Origin of the sequence: Bradyrhizobium sp. USDA 241 (assembly GCF_049739505.1) — a bacterium.
In the GTDB taxonomy this organism is placed as follows: domain Bacteria; phylum Pseudomonadota; class Alphaproteobacteria; order Rhizobiales; family Xanthobacteraceae; genus Bradyrhizobium; species Bradyrhizobium liaoningense.
Genome location: NZ_JBMGPZ010000005.1, coordinates 2,660,472 through 2,677,983, shown reverse-complemented (window position 1 = coordinate 2,677,983; position 17,512 = coordinate 2,660,472). Strand labels below are relative to the sequence as shown.

Annotated in this window: 14 protein-coding genes, 1 tRNA gene and 4 pseudogenes; 7 read left to right on the top strand and 12 right to left on the bottom strand. The window is 62.7% G+C overall.

All coding sequences use genetic code 11. The annotated features are described in order from the left end of the window. Positions 1-23: 23 nt before the first annotated feature. Positions 24-593 carry an invasion associated locus B family protein gene (locus ABIF91_RS34760; protein WP_028179092.1) on the top strand — a complete coding sequence of 190 codons (570 nt, stop codon included), beginning with the start codon at positions 24-26 and terminating at the stop codon, positions 591-593. Between the two features lie 53 nt (positions 594-646). Here ABIF91_RS34760 and ABIF91_RS34755 read toward each other — a convergent pair whose 3' ends face one another. Together ABIF91_RS34755 and ABIF91_RS34750 are read right to left on the bottom strand one after the other, a co-directional pair. Beyond that, complete coding sequence (locus ABIF91_RS34755) at positions 647-1,129, bottom strand: SEL1-like repeat protein (protein ID WP_028179091.1); 483 nt, start codon at positions 1,127-1,129, stop codon at positions 647-649. 161 nt (positions 1,130-1,290) lie between these two features. Then, positions 1,291-1,653, bottom strand: a complete 363-nt coding sequence (locus ABIF91_RS34750; RefSeq protein ID WP_028179090.1) for a DUF1428 domain-containing protein — start codon at positions 1,651-1,653, stop codon at positions 1,291-1,293. Between the two features lie 282 nt (positions 1,654-1,935). On the opposite strand from ABIF91_RS34750, the gene ABIF91_RS34745 reads away from it, so the two are divergent. Beyond that, positions 1,936-3,321 carry a tyrosine-type recombinase/integrase gene (locus ABIF91_RS34745; protein WP_424579651.1) on the top strand — a complete coding sequence of 462 codons (1,386 nt, stop codon included), beginning with the start codon at positions 1,936-1,938 and terminating at the stop codon, positions 3,319-3,321. Between the two features lie 321 nt (positions 3,322-3,642). On the opposite strand, the gene ABIF91_RS34740 is transcribed toward ABIF91_RS34745, so the two are convergent. Further along, a protein-coding gene (locus ABIF91_RS34740) for an IS3-like element ISRj2 family transposase (RefSeq protein WP_129557670.1) occupies positions 3,643-4,772 on the bottom strand; the annotation gives its coding sequence in 2 pieces (ribosomal slippage) (positions 3,643-4,520 and positions 4,520-4,772; 1,131 coding nt in all). Between the two features lie 88 nt (positions 4,773-4,860). Here ABIF91_RS34740 and ABIF91_RS34735 point away from each other — a divergent pair. Next, positions 4,861-5,337 (top strand): annotated as a pseudogene (locus ABIF91_RS34735) (IS3-like element ISRj2 family transposase); the annotation flags it as partial. Positions 5,338-5,363: 26 nt separating this feature from the next. Here ABIF91_RS34735 and ABIF91_RS34730 read toward each other — a convergent pair. Then, positions 5,364-5,876 (bottom strand): annotated as a pseudogene (locus tag ABIF91_RS34730) (transposase); the annotation flags it as partial. A gap of 95 nt (positions 5,877-5,971) precedes the next feature. Here ABIF91_RS34730 and ABIF91_RS34725 point away from each other — a divergent pair. Beyond that, positions 5,972-7,240 carry an IS256 family transposase gene (locus ABIF91_RS34725; RefSeq protein ID WP_038952271.1) on the top strand — a complete coding sequence of 423 codons (1,269 nt, stop codon included), beginning with the start codon at positions 5,972-5,974 and terminating at the stop codon, positions 7,238-7,240. A gap of 26 nt (positions 7,241-7,266) precedes the next feature. Here the strand turns inward: ABIF91_RS34725 and ABIF91_RS34720 are convergent. Beyond that, a pseudogene (locus ABIF91_RS34720) lies at positions 7,267-8,040 on the bottom strand (IS256 family transposase); the annotation flags it as partial. Positions 8,041-8,138: 98 nt separating this feature from the next. On the opposite strand from ABIF91_RS34720, the pseudogene ABIF91_RS34715 reads away from it, so the two are divergent. Beyond that, a pseudogene (locus ABIF91_RS34715) lies at positions 8,139-8,360 on the top strand (integrase core domain-containing protein); the annotation flags it as partial. A 441-nt stretch (positions 8,361-8,801) separates the two neighbouring features. Here the strand turns inward: ABIF91_RS34715 and ABIF91_RS34710 are convergent. The 7 genes from ABIF91_RS34710 to ABIF91_RS34680 form a co-directional block, all read right to left on the bottom strand. After that, positions 8,802-9,074 (bottom strand): hypothetical protein, encoded by a 273-nt coding sequence (locus ABIF91_RS34710; protein ID WP_028181208.1) that lies wholly within the window; start codon positions 9,072-9,074, stop codon positions 8,802-8,804. Positions 9,075-9,187: 113 nt separating this feature from the next. Next, positions 9,188-9,261 (bottom strand) — tRNA-Gln (locus ABIF91_RS34705). A 158-nt stretch (positions 9,262-9,419) separates the two neighbouring features. Beyond that, positions 9,420-10,322 (bottom strand): ribonuclease Z, encoded by a 903-nt coding sequence (gene rnz / locus ABIF91_RS34700; protein ID WP_035676681.1) that lies wholly within the window; start codon positions 10,320-10,322, stop codon positions 9,420-9,422. Positions 10,323-10,370: 48 nt separating this feature from the next. Next, positions 10,371-11,297: an antibiotic biosynthesis monooxygenase gene (locus ABIF91_RS34695; protein WP_424579650.1), complete on the bottom strand. Its 927-nt coding sequence runs from the start codon at positions 11,295-11,297 to the stop codon at positions 10,371-10,373. Between the two features lie 69 nt (positions 11,298-11,366). Next, a complete protein-coding gene (gene guaD, locus ABIF91_RS34690; RefSeq protein WP_028181211.1) occupies positions 11,367-12,764 on the bottom strand; it encodes a guanine deaminase in 1,398 nt (465 codons plus the stop codon). A gap of 14 nt (positions 12,765-12,778) precedes the next feature. Then, positions 12,779-13,996 carry a multidrug effflux MFS transporter gene (locus ABIF91_RS34685; RefSeq protein ID WP_028181212.1) on the bottom strand — a complete coding sequence of 406 codons (1,218 nt, stop codon included), beginning with the start codon at positions 13,994-13,996 and terminating at the stop codon, positions 12,779-12,781. Positions 13,997-14,392: 396 nt separating this feature from the next. Continuing rightward, complete coding sequence (locus ABIF91_RS34680) at positions 14,393-15,166, bottom strand: alpha/beta fold hydrolase (protein WP_028181213.1); 774 nt, start codon at positions 15,164-15,166, stop codon at positions 14,393-14,395. Between the two features lie 146 nt (positions 15,167-15,312). On the opposite strand from ABIF91_RS34680, the gene ABIF91_RS34675 reads away from it, so the two are divergent. Next, a complete protein-coding gene (locus tag ABIF91_RS34675; RefSeq protein ID WP_028181214.1) occupies positions 15,313-15,963 on the top strand; it encodes a GntR family transcriptional regulator in 651 nt (216 codons plus the stop codon). After that, the gene (locus ABIF91_RS34670) at positions 15,960-17,489 is read left to right on the top strand and encodes an aldehyde dehydrogenase (RefSeq protein WP_028181215.1); all 1,530 of its coding nucleotides are present in this window, start codon (positions 15,960-15,962) and stop codon (positions 17,487-17,489) included. The genes ABIF91_RS34675 and ABIF91_RS34670 overlap by 4 nt, the downstream gene beginning before the upstream one ends. Positions 17,490-17,512 lie beyond the last annotated feature (23 nt).

Genomic DNA, 17,512 nt, shown 5'->3' with positions numbered 1-17,512 from the left:
TTTCACGCCAGCGCAGTTTCGCCATGCTCATGCAATCCAGACTTGTCGCCCTTGCCGCAGCTGTCTTGTTGTCAGTTGGCGCCGCGCATGCCCAGCAGGGCGCCAAGAGGAACGCCGCGCCCCCTGCCCCGGCCACACAGCCTGCGCCTGCCCCGACGCAATCACAGGCGGACGGCACTCCTGGGCAGTCCGGCTGGATCGTCCGCTGCAGCAGCGCCGGCCGTGATGCGCCGCTCGAATGCGCGATGGAGCAGAACGCAGTGCTGACCAAGACCGGCCAGACCGTCCTCCTCATCAACATCCGCATCGCGCCCGACACCCGCACGCCGGTGGCGCTGCTGCAATTGCCGCTTGGCCTCAACCTTCCCATCGGTGCCAAGCTCCAGGTCGACGAGGGCAAGACGGTCGATCTCCAGATCCAGACCTGCGAGAACCGCGGCTGCTACGCCTCGACCCCGATCGCGCCGGACCTGCTCGCCGCCTTGCGGACAGGCAAGCAGCTCAAGGTCTCCTTCCAGAACATGGCCAAGGAGACCATCGCGATCCCGATGCCGCTCGGCGATTTCGCGGCGGCCTACGACAAGATCAAGTAGCGGTGACGGCGACGCCGCAAGCTGCCCGGCGGCGGTAGCTGCTGCAGCCGGAGCTATGACAGACCTTCCTCGCGCAAGATTTGTTTCGCCTCCTCGTCGCCAAGCGCCGCTGCCTTTCTGAGCCAGTAAATCGTGCGGTCAGTGTCCTTCGGCGCACCATTGAGACCTTCAAAATAGTTGACGATCATCTCTCGAATGGTCGCCAGATGGCCGGCCTCCGCAACCCGCTCTCTCAGTCCGAAGGCTCGGAAGTAGCGCTCCTGGGCCGTTCCGGTCCCGAGCCCCCGTCGCAAAGCGCCGGCGAGATAAAGCCACGACTCGCAATCGTCGACGGCGATCGATGCCTCCGCTCGCTCCATCCACGCCAGGCTCGCGGACCGATCACCCGTGTCATTCAGATACTCGGCCATCTCGATCATGGCCATGACAGAACCTTTCGCGATGAACTCTTCCAGATAGGCAACGGCTTCGCCGTCGTCATCCTGTCTCAAAAGTCTGGCGACCCCGACATCGAAGCCGAGTGAATCCGAGAACACGATCCAATCCCGTCTTGGAAGTCGTAGGAGCGTAACACCATGACCCGACACCTGTCATGGCTGCTCGAGCGAAGCCGATCAGCCGACATCGAGATGCGCACCGGATTTCTCTCGCGCTCCATCCGCGCTCAGGCCGCCTCGTTTGTTGCCGACAGTATCTGTCAGCTCACGACGTCGCTCGCCCGGAGCAGCGTCGTGAAGCCGCCATAGATCATGCGCTTGCCGTCGAACGGCATGCCCTCCATTTTCAGCCGGGGATCCGCCATCACCTTCTTGTTGATGGCATCGCGGCTCTCCCGGTCCCGGTAGACGATCCAGGCGAACACCACGACCTCGTCCTCCTTCGCGATCACAGCGCGCGGAAACGAGGTGAGCTCTCCATAGGGAACGTCGTCACCGATGCATTCGACATAGTCGAGCGCGCCGTGCTCCATCCAGATGGCGCAGGCGGTCGTCGCCATCGCCTTGTAGGCCTCGAGGTTGTCCTTCGGCACGGCGAGAACGAAACCATCGACATAGGGCATTTGCGGATCTCCTTGGGGTTGTGCAGCCCAAGGACGATCGGGCGCGCGTCGATCCGACTTGGGAATGCGAATGTCGGGTGAGGCAAACCGCCGCGTGTGCTGAAGCGGCGATGCACGCCAAAGCGCTTTGGAACCGCATCGTGGGGAGACCGCCCGGAAATGGCTGGGGAACCTGGACCCTACGCCAATAGGTCCAGAACACTGGAAATACTGCGAAAATAGGCCTATATCTATCCCTGCGTTAGGGGCGACCCGTTGGGGGCACCGTTAGGGGCAGGCCAAGTGAACGTTATTCTGAGAGCGGAAAAAGGTGGCGGCGACCGGCGCTATCTAACCCAACCCCGGGGCGAAGGGACGACTTGGTACGCGGTCGCTGAGGTCCCCAGGACGCTACGGCGGGCCATTGGTAAGAAGCGGCTTCTGAAGTCCCTGGAGACCACCGACCTCCGGGTGGCCCGCATTGCCCGCTGGAACGCCGTTGCGGATTTGAAGTCCGAGATTGCCAAACACCGGACACCCGGGCCCGAGGATCAGGACCCGCTGCTCTTGGAAGCCATGGCTCTCCGGGAGGAGTTCGTCCGAGCAGATGCCGCGCGGCGCAACGACCTCATGTATCAAATAACGGACCGGGCCGAGGAGATCGACCTCGCAGCCGGCGGCTCCCGGGACGACTACCACCCCTTTGAAGAACCCCGGACAGCGACTAAGCAAGCCACCGAGTTCGTTCAACTGGCGTCCGCAAAGGTCACGCCCGCCGACCTCTACATTGAACGGTGGCTAGCGGCTTCGACTTATAGCGAGCGCACCAAGGCCGACGCCCGCACGGCACTAGCGCAGTTCAAGGACTGGTGCACGAAGGCCAGCCAAGCTTTTTTCATCGAGACCACGACCGATCGGGTTGCCGCCGATTTCCGTGATGAGGCCTTCGTCAAGGCTGGCGTGCACTTCAAGACGGCCAATAAGAAGCTATCCGCCTTACGGCAATACTGGACTTGGCTGGAGAAGAGCTTCGGCGTGAAGTCGAATCCGTGGATGCGCAAGTCGCTCCCCAAGGTCAAGGCACACAGGATAGCGCCGGACGGTCCAATGGGCCCCGAACGGCCGTTCACGGATGATGAGGTTCGCATCCTTCTTGCCGGCCCGGCAGACACCGACATGGCCAACACCATGAGGATTTCGGCCCTTTCGGGAATGCGCCTCGATGAGATCGGACAGCTTCGCGTCGGTGACTGCCGCGACAACACGTTTAGCGTCACTCGAAGTAAATCTGCGGCTGGTGTTCGCACCATTCCGATTCATTCCGCGCTGCGCCCCACGATTGCGCGCCTCATCGGTAAGCGTGATGCCACGTCATTTCTGTTCCCGGATTTTCCGGACACCGGCTGGGATGGCAACCGAACCATGGCGCTCTCTAAGCGGTTCACCTACTACCGCAAGAAACTTGGCGTTGACGACAAGAGGCCCGGCGCACGGCGATCGAAGGTAAACTTCCATAGCTTCAGACGATGGTTTGCGACCAAGGCGGAAGATGCAGGACAGCGGGAGAACGTCGTGGCGGACATCATGGGTCACGAAAGCGAAGTCGGCATCACCTTTGGGCTATACTCAAACGCTCAATTGAAGCGATTGAAGTCGGCTTGCGTGGAGTCAGTGAAGTTACCGTCCTAAGAGGATCGAGTGCTCCCCTAGATCAAGGCAAGGGAGGAGACCCCTGCCTGATTGCCCACACTCCTGATCCTTTCTCGCTAACTTTAAACACATCAAAGCGACGCGTGAATGCGTCAGAATCTGATGAATGCTGCTCTAAGTTCTTCCGGACGAGCGCCTTATATGATGGAGGTAGAGAGCTGGCCCCGGTTGTTTGGACAGCGCCCCGCTGGATTTAAGTGGATTCCTGCCGGGTTATGCTGAACGCGGGGCTTTACGGTTTTGTCGTTGCGTCGGGAGGGCGTAGCCCGACCAGAGCGACGACAAAACCGTCGGCGACGGTCATGCGGCCATCACCATAGCTTGCGTGCCGAAGTAAGCCTCGTCGGGCGTGCGCCCGTCAAGGCTCGAGTGAGGGCGTCCCTGATTGTAGAAGGCCAGATACTTGGCAATTGACGCTCGCGCCTCGGACACGCTGTCGTAGGCGCGGAGATATACTTCTTCGTATTTGACCGTGCGCCAGAGCCGCTCGACAAACACGTTGTCGCGCCAGGCGCCCTTGCCGTCCATGCTGATGGCGATCTTCGCGTCCAGCAGCACATCGGTGAACTCGAGGCTGGTGAACTGGCTGCCCTGATCCGTGTTGAAAATCTCGGGCCTGCCGTGCTTCGCCAACGCCTCCTGGACCGCTTCGACGCAGAAGGCCGCCTCCATTGTGATCGAGACGCGATGGGCCAGGACCCGTCGGCTGAACACATCGACGACCGCCGCGAGATAGACGAAGCCACGCCGCATCGGAATGTAGGTGATGTCCATTGCCCACGCATGGTCGGGCCGCTCGATCTTCAATCCGCGCAACAGGTACGGGTAGATCTTGTGACCCGGAGCCGGCTTGCTCGTGTTCGGGCGACGATAGACCGCCTCGATCCCCATGCGCTTCATCAGCGTCGCGATGTGGCGGCGACCGGCGTATACGCCCTCCCGCCGCAGCAACGATCGCAGCATACGCGCTCCCGCGAAGGGATAATCGAGATGCAGCTCATCGAGCCGACGCATCAAGGCAAGGTCCTCGGCCGAAACTGGCCGAGGTTCATAGTAGACCGTGCTGCGAGCCAGCTTCAGGACCTTCGCCTGGCGCACGATAGAAAGATCATGATCGCGGTCGATCATCGCTTTGCGCTCAGCAGGCCCGCCTTGGTGAGCGCGCCGGACAAAAAATCGTTTTCCAACGCCAGCTCGCCGATCTTGGCATGTAACGCCTTCAAATCGACCGGCGTCTCGGCCGATGTCTTGTCATGCCCAAACACGCCGGCGGCGCCTTCCAGGAGCTGGTTTTTCCAGATCGTGATCTGGTTCGGATGAACATCAAACAGTTGCGCCAGCTCCGCCAGTGTCTTGTCGCCTTTGACCGCAGCCAAAGCAACCTTCGCCTTGAATGCCGGAGAATGCGTCCGGCGGCTCTTCTTCGTCATCTTCGCTCCTGATTCGCAGCAAGAATCCTCGCCGCTGTCAGGCAGAAAATCCACTCAAGCTACTGTCCGAATTTGCGGGGCCAGCTCTTATCCCTTCGCGGGAGCGCGTATGCTGCGATCGTTGCTGCGGCGGGAGGGCGTATACGCCGGTCGCCGCCACATCGCGACGCTGATGAAGCGCATGGGGATCGAGGCGGTCTATCGTCGCCCGAACACGAGCAAGCCGGCTCCGGGTCACAAGATCTACCCGTACCTGTTGCGCGGATTGAAGATCGAGCGGCCCGACCATGCGTGGGCAATGGACATCACCTACATTCCGATGCGGCGTGGCTTCGTCTATCTCGCGGCGGTCGTCGATGTGTTCAGCCGACGGGTCCTGGCCCATCGCGTCTCGATCACAATGGAGGCGGCCTTCTGCGTCGAAGCGGTCCAGGAGGCGTTGGCGAAGCACGGCAGGCCCGAGATTTTCAACACGGATCAGGGCAGCCAGTTCACCAGCCTCGAGTTCACCGATGTGCTGCTGGACGCGAAGATCGCCATCAGCATGGACGGCAAGGGGAGCTATGGCTGATTTTGGGTGACGCGGCCTGATCAGGCGGCGTGGCTTTCAGTGTTCGGAATGACTTCGATTCCGTCGATGAACTTTACACCGGCGATGACTTTCGGCAACTGGTTCGTGCTCTTCAATCGCCGCCAGGTCTTCGATGCGGCGTCGATGAGCTTGAACACCATCAGCTTCGCAGTTTGTTGCGACAGCGATCCCTTGGTCCGCACCGTTCGGTGGCGCACCGTGGCGAAGACGCTCTCGATCGGGTTCGAGCTGCGTAGGTGGATCCAGTGCTCAGCAGGGAAGTCGAAGAAGGCGAGCAGCGCATGGCGATCCTTGATCAGGCACTCCACCGCACGTCCGTATTTGACGTGGTATTTCTCGACGAAGACGTCGATCGCGGTTTCAGCTTCGGCCCGGTGTGGGGCCAGATAGATGTTCCGCAGGTCGTTCTTCATGGGGCCCTGCACGGATTTGGCGACCTTGTCGAGTACGTTGCTCACTTTATGGCACCAGCATCGTTGGTGCCGCGTGCCGGGAAAGGCCTCGTCCAGTGAGCTATGGCGGAATCTGGGTGATGACGGTGTGAGGAAGGCGGCGTATCGAGGCGGGTGACGAGCCTGCCAGAACCTCTCGAGGAGAGCGATACGCCATGACCGAGACTACCAATGTTCTTGCTTTCCGTCAGCCGTCCGCGGTTGATGATCCACTGACCGATATCGTTCGTGCCGGCGCGCGGGACCTGCTTGCCAGGGCGATCGAGATCGAGGTTGGCGCGTTTCTGGCCAGCACGGCCAATCTGACGCTGCCCGACGGTCGAGCGCGCCTGGTCCGACATGGGCACGGTCCGGTGCGCGAGATTGCGACCGGCATCGGTCCGGTGGAGGTCGCTCGTCCCAAGGTCCGCGACCGCGGAGCGAGCGGGCCAGGCGACCGCCTCCGCTTCAGTTCGGCAATCCTGCCGCTATGGGCGCGGCGGACGAAGAGCCTGGATGCCTTGATCCCGGTCCTCTATTTGCGCGGCATCTCGACCGGCGACTTCCAGGAGGCGCTCTCGGCGCTGCTCGGCAAGGATGCGCCGAACCTGTCGCCTTCGGTGATCGCCGGCCTGAAGGCCGATTGGCAGGTCGAGTACGAACGCTGGCAGAGACGCGATCTGTCGGCGCGTCGCTATGTCTACATCTGGGCCGATGGCGTGTACCTGCAGGCCCGCATGGAAGATCACAGCGAATGCATGCTGGTGCTGATTGGCACCACGCCGGAAGGCAAGAAGGAGCTGATCGGCTTCCAGGTCGGCGTGCGCGAGAGCGCGCAGAGCTGGCGCGAACTCCTGATCGACCTGCGGCAACGCGGGTTACGGATTGCCCCGCAACTCGCCATCGGCGACGGCGCCCTCGGCTTCTGGAAGGCACTGGACGAGGCCTTTCCCGGCACGCGGCACCAACGATGCTGGTGCCATAAAGTGAGCAACGTACTCGACAAGGTCGCCAAATCCGTGCAGGGCCCCATGAAGAACGACCTGCGGAACATCTATCTGGCCCCACACCGGGCCGAAGCTGAAACCGCGATCGACGTCTTCGTCGAGAAATACCACGTCAAATACGGACGTGCGGTGGAGTGCCTGATCAAGGATCGCCATGCGCTGCTCGCCTTCTTCGACTTCCCTGCTGAGCACTGGATCCACCTACGCAGCTCGAACCCGATCGAGAGCGTCTTCGCCACGGTGCGCCACCGAACGGTGCGGACCAAGGGATCGCTGTCGCAACAAACTGCGAAGCTGATGGTGTTCAAGCTCATCGACGCCGCATCGAAGACCTGGCGGCGATTGAAGAGCACGAACCAGTTGCCGAAAGTCATCGCCGGTGTAAAGTTCATCGACGGAATCGAAGTCATTCCGAACACTGAAAGCCACGCCGCCTGATCAGGCCGCGTCACCCAAAATCAGCCATAGCTCTCGTCCAGTGCCTTCCAGAAGCCGAGGGCGCCGTCGCCGATGGCGAGTTGCGGGGCAATCCGTAACCCGCGTTGCCGCAGGTCGATCAGGAGTTCGCGCCAGCTCTGCGCGCTCTCGCGCACGCCGACCTGGAAGCCGATCAGCTCCTTCTTGCCTTCCGGCGTGGTGCCAATCAGCACCAGCATGCATTCGCTGTGATCTTCCATGCGGGCCTGCAGGTACACGCCATCGGCCCAGATGTAGACATAGCGACGCGCCGACAGATCGCGTCTCTGCCAGCGTTCGTACTCGACCTGCCAATCGGCCTTCAGGCCGGCGATCACCGAAGGCGACAGGTTCGGCGCATCCTTGCCGAGCAGCGCCGAGAGCGCCTCCTGGAAGTCGCCGGTCGAGATGCCGCGCAAATAGAGGACCGGGATCAAGGCATCCAGGCTCTTCGTCCGCCGCGCCCATAGCGGCAGGATTGCCGAACTGAAGCGGAGGCGGTCGCCTGGCCCGCTCGCTCCGCGGTCGCGGACCTTGGGACGAGCGACCTCCACCGGACCGATGCCGGTCGCAATCTCGCGCACCGGACCGTGCCCATGTCGGACCAGGCGCGCTCGACCGTCGGGCAGCGTCAGATTGGCCGTGCTGGCCAGAAACGCGCCAACCTCGATCTCGATCGCCCTGGCAAGCAGGTCCCGCGCGCCGGCACGAACGATATCGGTCAGTGGATCATCAACCGCGGACGGCTGACGGAAAGCAAGAACATTGGTAGTCTCGGTCATGGCGTATCGCTCTCCTCGAGAGGTTCTGGCAGGCTCGTCACCCGCCTCGATACGCCGCCTTCCTCACACCGTCATCACCCAGATTCCGCCATAGCTCCGGCAAGGGCGCCTGGCGCGACAACGTGTTTGTCGAGCGGCTCTGGCGCACGGTCAAATACGAAGAAGTATATCTCCGCGCCTACGACAGCGTGTCCGAGGCGCGAGCGTCAATTGCCAAGTATCTGGCCTTCTACAATCAGGGACGCCCTCACTCGAGCCTTGACGGGCGCACGCCCGACGAGGCTTACTTCGGCACGCAAGCTATGGTGATGGCCGCATGACCGTCGCCGACGGTTTTGTCGTCGCTCTGGTCGGGCTACGCCCTCCCGACGCAACGACAAAACCGTAAAGCCCCGCGTTCAGCATAACCCGGCAGGAATCCACTTAAATCCAGCGGGGCGCTGTCCAAACAACCGGGGCCAGCTCTGAGAGACGGAATTCTCTCGGAAGTTTACGAAGTAAAGACCGGCGTGGGACGGCAGATGCTTTACACCGCGCTCGGACAGCTCGTAACCCACGCAACGAATGGCAGTAAGCAAGTGGCCAAGTATCTCGTGCTTCCCTCTGACGAAAGCGTCCCAGAAGACTTGGAACGAGCGATTTCGTACCTCGGGATCAAAGTCAGGCGCTTTTCGCTGAAGGGCAAAGGCAGAGATAAATCTGTCGAGATCGACTAGGATTCGGGATGCGCCTTGGGATCACACGGCAGATGCCCGGACGCTTTAGGTCTGGTCGAGCATTTTCAGGACAGCCTCAACCTGCTGCAACTTTCGCCACAGGGCTTCCCCCTCGGCCCTGTTGTTAAAGATGCGCCCGTGAAGGTCGGCATGAAGCCGCTCCAATGTCTGCATCGCGGGTTTGCGAGATGGGACTTTCTTTGGTCGCAGATACTCATCCCCTAAACCTAAAAGATGTGCGAACTCCGCAAGGTCAGGTAGCTCTCCACTTTGCAGGATATCAGCAAGGCGTTTGGAATCGCGGTCTGCATCGGACATTAAAAATTCAGACATCCGTTAAGGGCGAGCGTTAGGGGCGGCGTTGGGGTACAGCGGGCACCCAGCCTAAAAACATTCAGCGTTTTCAAAAGGTTGCGCCATAACGCGACAGATGGCTGGGGAACCTGGATTCGAACCAAGACAAACAGAGTCAGAGTCTGTTGTGCTACCGTTACACCATTCCCCAACGGAATAGCCGAACAAATTCAAAGGCCTGCCTGATTTGTTCGACTGTGGCCGGGAAGCGCATCGCGCCAATCGCGGCTCAGGCGTGGCAGCCTTCTACCCGCTCGCATCCGGGCTGGCAAGCGCTGCGGTGGATGGATCGGTGTCAGGGCGCGTTGATCAGACGACGATGTGGTCGAAATCTGCGGCGATCCGGGTGTTCGGGAAGATCCTTGCCGCCTCGGCGAGGATCTCCTCGTCTTCGTAGCGCCCCGACATATGGGTCAACACGAGGTGGCCGACGTTGTTGGCCAACGCAAAGGAAGCCGCTTCGGCCGCGGTGAGATGGCCGTAGCTCCGCGCGATCGGCGCGTCGCGATCGAGAAACGTGGCCTCGATCACCAGCATGTCGGCGTCGGCCACGTATTGCGACAGCCCCTCGGTGGTCTCGGTGTCACCGATCACGACGAGCTTCCTGCCGCCGCTCGGCGGGCCGAGGACGTCTTCCGGATCGATGGTCCGGCTGGCAAGCATGATCGGCCGGCCCGCGGCCAATTCGCCGCGCAACGGACCGTCGGGGACACCAAGAGCTTTGAGGCGATCAGGCAGAAGACGACGGCGCGCGGGGCTCTGGAACACGAAACCAAAACTGTCGGTGTCGCGGTGGCGAACCGGAAAACAGTCGATGGTGAATTCACCGGCGTCGATGACCTGTCCTTCGGTCAGCGGCGCGAACGCGACCGGGATCGGCGCCCTGCCCGCGCCCCACAGGCCTGCGAGCATGCGGATGACGATGTCGAGCGTTCCTTCCCCGCCGTGAATTGTCATCACGTCGGAAGTCTGCCGCAAGCCGAGCGTCGAGAACAGGCCGGGGATGCCGAGCATGTGATCGAGATGCGCGTGCGTCAGCAGCATGCGGTCGAGCCGCCGAAAGCCGGCGCCGCTGCGCAGCAGCTGGCGCTGTGTGCCCTCGCCGCAATCAATCAGGATGCGCGTGCCCGACGCCTCCACCAACAGCGCCGGATGGTTGCGCTCCGCCGAGGGAACGCTGGCGGAAGTCCCGAGAAATGTCAGGGCGAACATGGTCGTCACGAGCCCAGAAGGTGGTTGAGGCCGCCCGTCCGGCCGGCCTCACCGTCCCCAATGCCACGCGAGCAGCAACGCGTACAGGGCCATCGACGCGACGTAGAGCGCGGCAAGCAGTGCGTAGCCCGCGAACTGGCGGCCGAGCGTCGCCGTCGGCCTCACCCACCAGTCGAGCGCCCTGAAGGCGGCGGGCACCAGCCACCAGCCGAGCAGCTGGGTGCTGACGAGATTGCCGACGAAAAGCGACAGCCAGACCGGCACGCCGTTTCTGTCGATCAAGGGTGCGCTGATGAAATAGCCCCAGAGATAGACCACGGGATAGAGCACCAGGAGGACGATCAGGTTGCTCTTCCAGATGAATCCCGGCCCTTGCTCGGGAGCCGGCGTCTTGCCGGTCGGGAACCAGAAATTGAAGCCGTAGCTCGCCCGCCTCACGCTCATGCCGGCATTGAAGCGCTCGCCCTCCTCGAGAAGGGTTTGCCGCAAGGGCGAGTCGAGCCACGCATTAAGATTGGCATCCGAGTCGAACGACAGGATGATGATCCATTCGTCGTGCAGGCCTGGAATCGGCCGCTCGATCTTGTGGCGCAGGAAACCCTTGAACTCGGCCTCCGCCGCCTGGATGCGCTGCTGCCACTTCAGGAACGCATCCTCGAGCCCATCAGGGACATTGAACGAGATGACGGCCGAGACCGCGCTGTCGCGCTGAACGCCGGTGTCGGGCAGGATATGGACGTCCTCCGAACCGACGAAGAAGCGCTGCACTTCCGCGATGAGTCGCGCCCGCACATCGCTCTGGAGCCAGGCGCGTGCAGCGGAGGGGCTGGCGAAACGCAGGATCGTCACCCAGTCCACATGCGCCGGCGGTCGCGGCGGCACCACCTCCTGGCCGAGAAAGCCGGGCCATGCCTTGAGCACCTCGCCGACCTCGCCGTTCCATCGCGCGAACGCAGCAAAGCCGTCGTCAGGCAATGCGGCGCTGGATCACGAGGGCGACCTGCTGGTGGGCTGTGTCAGGGGATGCGCTCATGAGCTGCCGTCTCAGCTCTTCTTGTAGAGACGCTTGCCCATCACCCAGGTCTCGTCGACGCAGCGATCGTCGCCGACCATCATGACGGCGAACAGCATGCTCGCGGCCTCATCCATCGTACGCGGGCCGGCGCCGTCGGCGATCAGCGACTGATGCCACGCTTGCGCGGCCTGCCCGCCGTTCGGATCGAGCGCCACGAAATCGGCCTCCTTGCCGGGCTCGAAATTGCCGAGCTTATCGTCGATGTAGAGGCCTTCTGCGCCACCGAGCGTGATCGACCAGAAGCCGCGATAGGGCGAGAGCTTGTTGCGCTCGGCCTCGGCAAGGTCCTTCCGCGTGGGATCGATGCTGCCGTCGAGCAGCGTGTTGTTGCACATGCCGACCTTGTAGGCGTCATCGAGCACGGAGATCATCGAGAAGCGGTTGCCGCCGCCGACGTCGGTGCCGAACGACATCTTGACGCGATGCTCGGGATCGGTGGCGCGGCCGAGGCGAAACAAGCCGCTGCCGAGGAACAGGTTCGAACATGGACAGAACACGACCGCGGCGCCCTTCTTCGACATGCGGCGGAACTCGTTGTTCGAGAGATAGACGCCGTGGCCGCCCGAGAACTTTGGACCGACCAGGTCGAACTTTTCGTAGACGCCGAGATAGTCCTGGCAGTCCGGATGCTCGACCAGCACGCCGCTGCATTCGGCCGGGTTCTCGGAGATGTGGGTGTTGACCCAGCAGTCCGGGTGCTCGTGCTTGAGGCGCTGACACGCTCTCAGCAGTTCCGGCGAGGCACCGAAGGCAAAGCGCGGCGTGATGGCGTAGAGGTTGCGGCCCTTGTTGTGGTACTGCGCGATCAGCCGCTTGCTGTCGCGATAGAAATTGTCGGGGGTATCGATGAAATCGGCCGGCGCGTTGCGATCGATCCCGGTGAGGCCCGCGATGACGCGCATGTTGCGTCTGCTCGCTTCCTCGAACAGCTCTTCGGTCGAGACCGGCGAGGAGCTGGTGAAGGCTTGGCATGTGGTGGTACCGGCGGCGAGCAATGCGTCAAGAAAACGCTTCACGCCCTCGCGCGCGTAGTTGCGATCCCGGTATTTGAGCTCTTCCGGATAGACCCACTTCTGGAGCCACGGCAGCAACTGCTCGCCATAAGCCCCCAACACGCGGGTCTGCGGCAGATGAATGTGGCCGTCGATGAAGCCCGGGACGATGATGCGGTCCTTGATATGGGTGATCTCGACGCCCGGATGCGCGGCGGCAATCTTGTCATAAGGGCCGAACGCCTTGATCACGCCGTCGGTGACGACCATGAGGCCGTCCTGGTGAAAGCGCGCCGCGGCCTGCTCGTCGCCGACGTGCTTCCAGGGATCATCGACGAAGTCGAAGAACGTGCCGCGAATAGCAACGGTGGTCATGATTGGTTCCTCCCTTAAGTCTGTGTCGAGTGGCGCGCCGATGGCAGCGAGATCGCGAGCAACATTCCGGCGACGGCGCAGAGGCCGAGATAGAGCCATCCGATCGGCGCCTGCGTTGCTTCAGGCAGGACCGCCGCGATCGCCATAACGCCGCTCACCGCGAGATAGCAGAGCGCGCTGATCAGGCCGCCGATCAGGCCGTGGTCGCGTTCGAACAGGCCGAGCGCCATGCCGTACATCATCGGGCACAGCACGCCGCAGCCGCCGAGCACCAGCGCACCGCCGATCGTGATCGACATGAAATCCAGACCGAGGGTCATGCCTGTTACGGCCAGGACCGCAGCGCCGGCGAGAAACAGCGCGAAGGCGCCGAAGCCCATCGCGCGGGCCGGCATGAAGCGTGCGAAATGCGCGCAGCCCAGTTCGCCTGCGAGATTGACGCCACCCAGGCCGAGCGCGACGAGGCCGTAGATGGCCGCCGAATAGCCGAGGCCGGTCTGGTAGAAGAACGGCGCGACGACGCCGAACGCCAGTTGCGCGCTGGCGGCAGCGGCGAAGACCAGCACGAAGGCCAGGAAGCCCCGACGAACGAGTGCCTCGCGCAAGATACCGGCAGTGCGGCGCGGATCGAACGGCGCACGCCGTTCCGCTGGCAACGTTTCAGGCAGAAGAAATACGACGATCGTGGCAACGATCGCCGCGGCGATGGCAATGACCACGAAGACACCGCGCCAGGACGTCAGCTCGACGATGAAGCCGCCGGCTGCCGGCGCAAGCACGGGCGCCAATCCCCACGCGGCTCCTAGCAGTCCCGAAATCGCAGTGAGCTCGCGGCCGCGGAAGCAATCGGCCGCGACCGCATAGGCGACGACGAGGCAGGTGCAGCCGCCGATGCCTTGCAGGAAGCGCAGTGCGAGCAGCAGCGAGGCGCTGGTCGCCAGCGCGCAGGCGATGCTCATCGCGATCAGCACCGAGAGCCCTGCGAGCAGGACGTTGCGGCGGCCGAGCGTATCGGAGGCGATGCCGACCGGCACCAGGGCAAGGCTCATGCCGAGCATGTAGGCGGTGACGGTGTTCTGCATCGACGCCGCGTCAGCGGCGAGATCCACCACCATCTGCGGCAGGCCGGGCGTATAGGCATCGAGCGGGATCTGGCTGAACGGCACGACGCACAGCAGGATCGGCACGATCCCACCCTTCGCGCGACCGGCGTCCGAAGCAAGTGCAGTCATCGCTCACGCCCCCTCGATGCCCGCAGGCCCCCGTCTTTTCGTGCGCGCAATGAGAGGCGACGATGCAGGTTGCGGATCTTGACGCGCAGAGCGTGCCAGAACTGTGTATAAAAACTCTTAGGAGGTCCCGTCGCGATACGGAATCTGACAGCTGATGCTGTGGCCGCGGAGCGCGCCGACAAAAAAAGCGAAAACAACCCCATGCAAAGTAGAAATCACTGAAGAATTTCGCCCGCCGCGACACTTGCCCTGTCGGCACGAAGGTTTGACTCGTCGGGCAAAACAGGCGCAGAATTACATCATCGCCAATTGCGAGTTCGTCGTTGCACCGACGCCATTAACCGCTCGGAAGGCATCGCTGCTTCCGATACGCGACCGGCTCTGGCCGGGCGAAGATCAGAGCAAGAATCCCTCGAGAGCTCCGAGAAACTGCCGCGGCGATTGAAGTTGCGGCACATGCGCGCAGCCTGGAATGACCTTGAGTTCGGCGCGCGGCAATCCCGCGGCAAGCTCGTGCGACATCGGCGGAGGCGTTGCTTCGTCGTGCTCGCCGACCAGAACGAGGACCGGAACTTTCACCGCGGCAAGCTCGGCGCGGAGATCGAGGCTAGCCAACGCATCGCATGCGCTGCGAAACACATCGGGATCGGTCCGTAAGAATGCTGCACGACGATCCTGCATCACCTCCGGATGCCGCGCCTGAAACTCGGGCGCGAACAGGCGCCGCATCGCGACGTCAGTGATGGCCTCCAGCCCCTTTGCCCGGGACACCTTCGCCATGTTGCGAAATGCCTCGCGTCCGGGCTCCGAAAAGGCCGCGCCGCAATCAGCGAGAACAAGCCGGCTGACGATCTTCGGATGCCGGATCGCCATCTGCAGGGCGACGAAGCCGCCATAGCCATTGCCGAGCACGATCGCCGGCGCGCCGCCCGCGGCATCCCGCACAGCCTCTGCCATCCGGTCCGCGACAGCAGCAAGTCCGCCCTCGACCGTGCGTGAACGGCCGAACCCGGGCAACTCCGGCACGATGGTCTGAAACGATTGCGCAAGCTCCGGCACGATCGCATCGAAGCTGGCCCGATCCGATAACAGCGAATGGAAAAGAAAGAGCGGAGGTCCCTCGCCCGCTTGCGCGGCGTTGACGGTCCCGTTGGCAAGAAGCCTGTCCATATTCGGTCTTTCCCTAGCTTCGTCGGTGGCTGGCATGCCGCGGAGGCCCCTTGATTGATAAATCAACTGTCAGGGAATTCAAGCATTTGGCTCTTGACGTGAAATATCAGTATTGTCAGATTATGGCCAACGAGGTCCAAAGAACCATGCTTTTGCGCGAAAATATCTACGATCTCCTCAGGGCTGATATTTTAGCTTGCCGCCTTACGCCGGGCGATGAAATGCGCGAGCAAGTCCTTGCCGAACGCTATTCCGTGAGTCGGCAGCCGGTTCGGGATGCGCTTCTGCGGCTCCAGCGCGAGCACCTCGTGACGGTGCAGCCGCGCCAGGGCTACCGAGTGACGCCGATCTCGCTCTCCGATGCCCGCGACCTCCTGCGCTTCCGACTCGCACTGGAGCCGGCCTGCGTTGCTGAAGCGATCGAAAGCGCACCCGACAGCGTCTTGAAATCGCTCGACGAATTCCGCCGCTTCTCGGGCAATCACGAGGACTTCATCGCCTACAATCGCGGCTTCCACACTGCGCTGGCCCATGCCTCCGGCAATCGCCGCATGGCGACGGCGCTGTGCGACCTGATCGGCCAGGCCGACCGGCTGGTCCGCGTCAGTATTTCCAACCTGAAGGGCCACGACCCCGCAAAGCTCGTCGCAGAGCACGTCACACTGATCGACGCCATGCAGCAGCGCGAAACGCGCACCGCGGCGCGCATCATCAAGGCCCACATCGGGGACACCGAGAAACGCGTTCTGCCGGCGCTCAAGCGCAACGCCGTCATCGTCGAAGAGAGGTCATCATGAACGTTCCCTCGAAACCCGCGTCGATCGACGTCGAAACCCACGGCAATTTCATCGATGGACGGGAAGTCGAAGCCGGAGACGGCGCGATGCTGGACGTCCGCAATCCCGCGACCGGCGATGTCATTGCCCGCATTCCCAATTCAACCGCTGAGGATATCGACCGCGCCATGAAAAGCGCGCGCGCCGCGTTCGACGGCAAGGCCTGGGGCGGCATGGACACCCGCGCCAGGGCCAGGCTGGTCAACAAGCTCGCCGATGCGTTCGAGGCCAATCTCGACAGCCTGTACCGGCTCGAGACTCTCAACAACGGCCGCCCCGTCAACGAGACCCGCGCCCAACTGTCCCGCCTGCCCGATTTCTTCCGCTACTTCGCAGGCCTCGCTTTGTCGCGCCGTGACTCCGTGATCCCCGTCGAAGGCGCCTATCTGAACTACACGCTCCGCACGCCGATCGGCATCGTCGCCAATTGCACCCCGTTCAATCACCCGCTGATGATCCTGTGCAAGTCGCTCGCCGTTGTGCTGGCGACCGGATGTGTCACCGTGGTGAAGCCGTCCGAATACACGCCGCTCACCACCCTGAAGCTCGCGCAGATCTTCACGGAAGCGGGCCTGCCGCCCGGCGTCTTCAATATCGTGCTCGGCCTCGGCCCGAGCGCCGGCAAGATGCTGGCCGAGCATGGCGACATCAACAAGCTGGTCCTGACCGGCGGCACCGAGGCGGGCCGCATCGCCGGCAGCGCAGCCGCAAAAGTGTTTGCGCATCAGACCATGGAGCTTGGCGGCAAGACGCCGGTGATGGTGTTCGACGATTTCGACGTCGACCGCGCCGTCAACTATGCCGCCTTCGGCGCCTTCATCGGCGCCGGACAGACCTGCGTCTGCGCCTCGCGCCACATCGTCCAGGCCTCGATCTACGACGAGTTCGTCGAGAAGCTGCAGGCCAAGACCCGCACGATCCGCGTCGGCGATCCCTTTGATCCCAGCACCCAAATGGGCCCCGTGATCTCGGCCAAACAGCGCGACCGCGTTCTCGCCTATGCGGGCTATGGTCACGCCGACGGTGCGCGTCTCCTCACCGGCGGCGTTGCCGCCAAGGTACCGGGCCACGACAACGGCTATTTCGTCGAGCCGACGGTGTTCGCCGACGTCAAATCCGACATGCGCATATTCCAGGAGGAAGTGTTCGGTCCCTTCACCTCGGTGACGCCGTTCAAGGACGAGGCCGATGCGCTTCGGCTCGCCAACGACTCGCCGTTTGGCCTCGCCGCAGCGATCCGCACCCGCGACGTTGCCCGCGCCCACCGTGTCGCTGCCGCGGTCAAGGCCGGCATCGTCTGGATCAACGATCATCACCGGCTCGATCCGGCCTCGCCCTGGGGCGGCGTCGACGATTCCGGCATCGGCCGGGAATGCGGCACCGAAAGCTTCGACGACCACTTCAACACCAAGAGCGTGATGGTCGCGACCCACGAGCAGCCGTTCGACTGGTATCGCGACACGGCCAATCAGAAGCGGCTGAACTAGTACCCACTTTTCTTGGAACGTGA

What these genes read in the sequence shown, in the direction of transcription:
- ABIF91_RS34760 (WP_028179092.1), top strand. Translation starts at nt 24, where the DNA reads ATGCTCATGCAATCCAGACTTGTCGCCCTTGCCGCAGCTGTCTTGTTG.
- guaD (WP_028181211.1), bottom strand. Translation starts at nt 12,764, where the DNA reads ATGACCACCGTTGCTATTCGCGGCACGTTCTTCGACTTCGTCGATGAT.
- ABIF91_RS34680 (WP_028181213.1), bottom strand. Translation starts at nt 15,166, where the DNA reads ATGGACAGGCTTCTTGCCAACGGGACCGTCAACGCCGCGCAAGCGGGC.
- ABIF91_RS34675 (WP_028181214.1), top strand. Translation starts at nt 15,313, where the DNA reads ATGCTTTTGCGCGAAAATATCTACGATCTCCTCAGGGCTGATATTTTA.
- ABIF91_RS34685 (WP_028181212.1), bottom strand. Translation starts at nt 13,996, where the DNA reads ATGACTGCACTTGCTTCGGACGCCGGTCGCGCGAAGGGTGGGATCGTG.
- ABIF91_RS34670 (WP_028181215.1), top strand. Translation starts at nt 15,960, where the DNA reads ATGAACGTTCCCTCGAAACCCGCGTCGATCGACGTCGAAACCCACGGC.
- ABIF91_RS34710 (WP_028181208.1), bottom strand. Translation starts at nt 9,074, where the DNA reads ATGTCCGATGCAGACCGCGATTCCAAACGCCTTGCTGATATCCTGCAA.
- ABIF91_RS34750 (WP_028179090.1), bottom strand. Translation starts at nt 1,653, where the DNA reads ATGCCCTATGTCGATGGTTTCGTTCTCGCCGTGCCGAAGGACAACCTC.
- ABIF91_RS34725 (WP_038952271.1), top strand. Translation starts at nt 5,972, where the DNA reads ATGACCGAGACTACCAATGTTCTTGCTTTCCGTCAGCCGTCCGCGGTT.
- rnz (WP_035676681.1), bottom strand. Translation starts at nt 10,322, where the DNA reads ATGTTCGCCCTGACATTTCTCGGGACTTCCGCCAGCGTTCCCTCGGCG.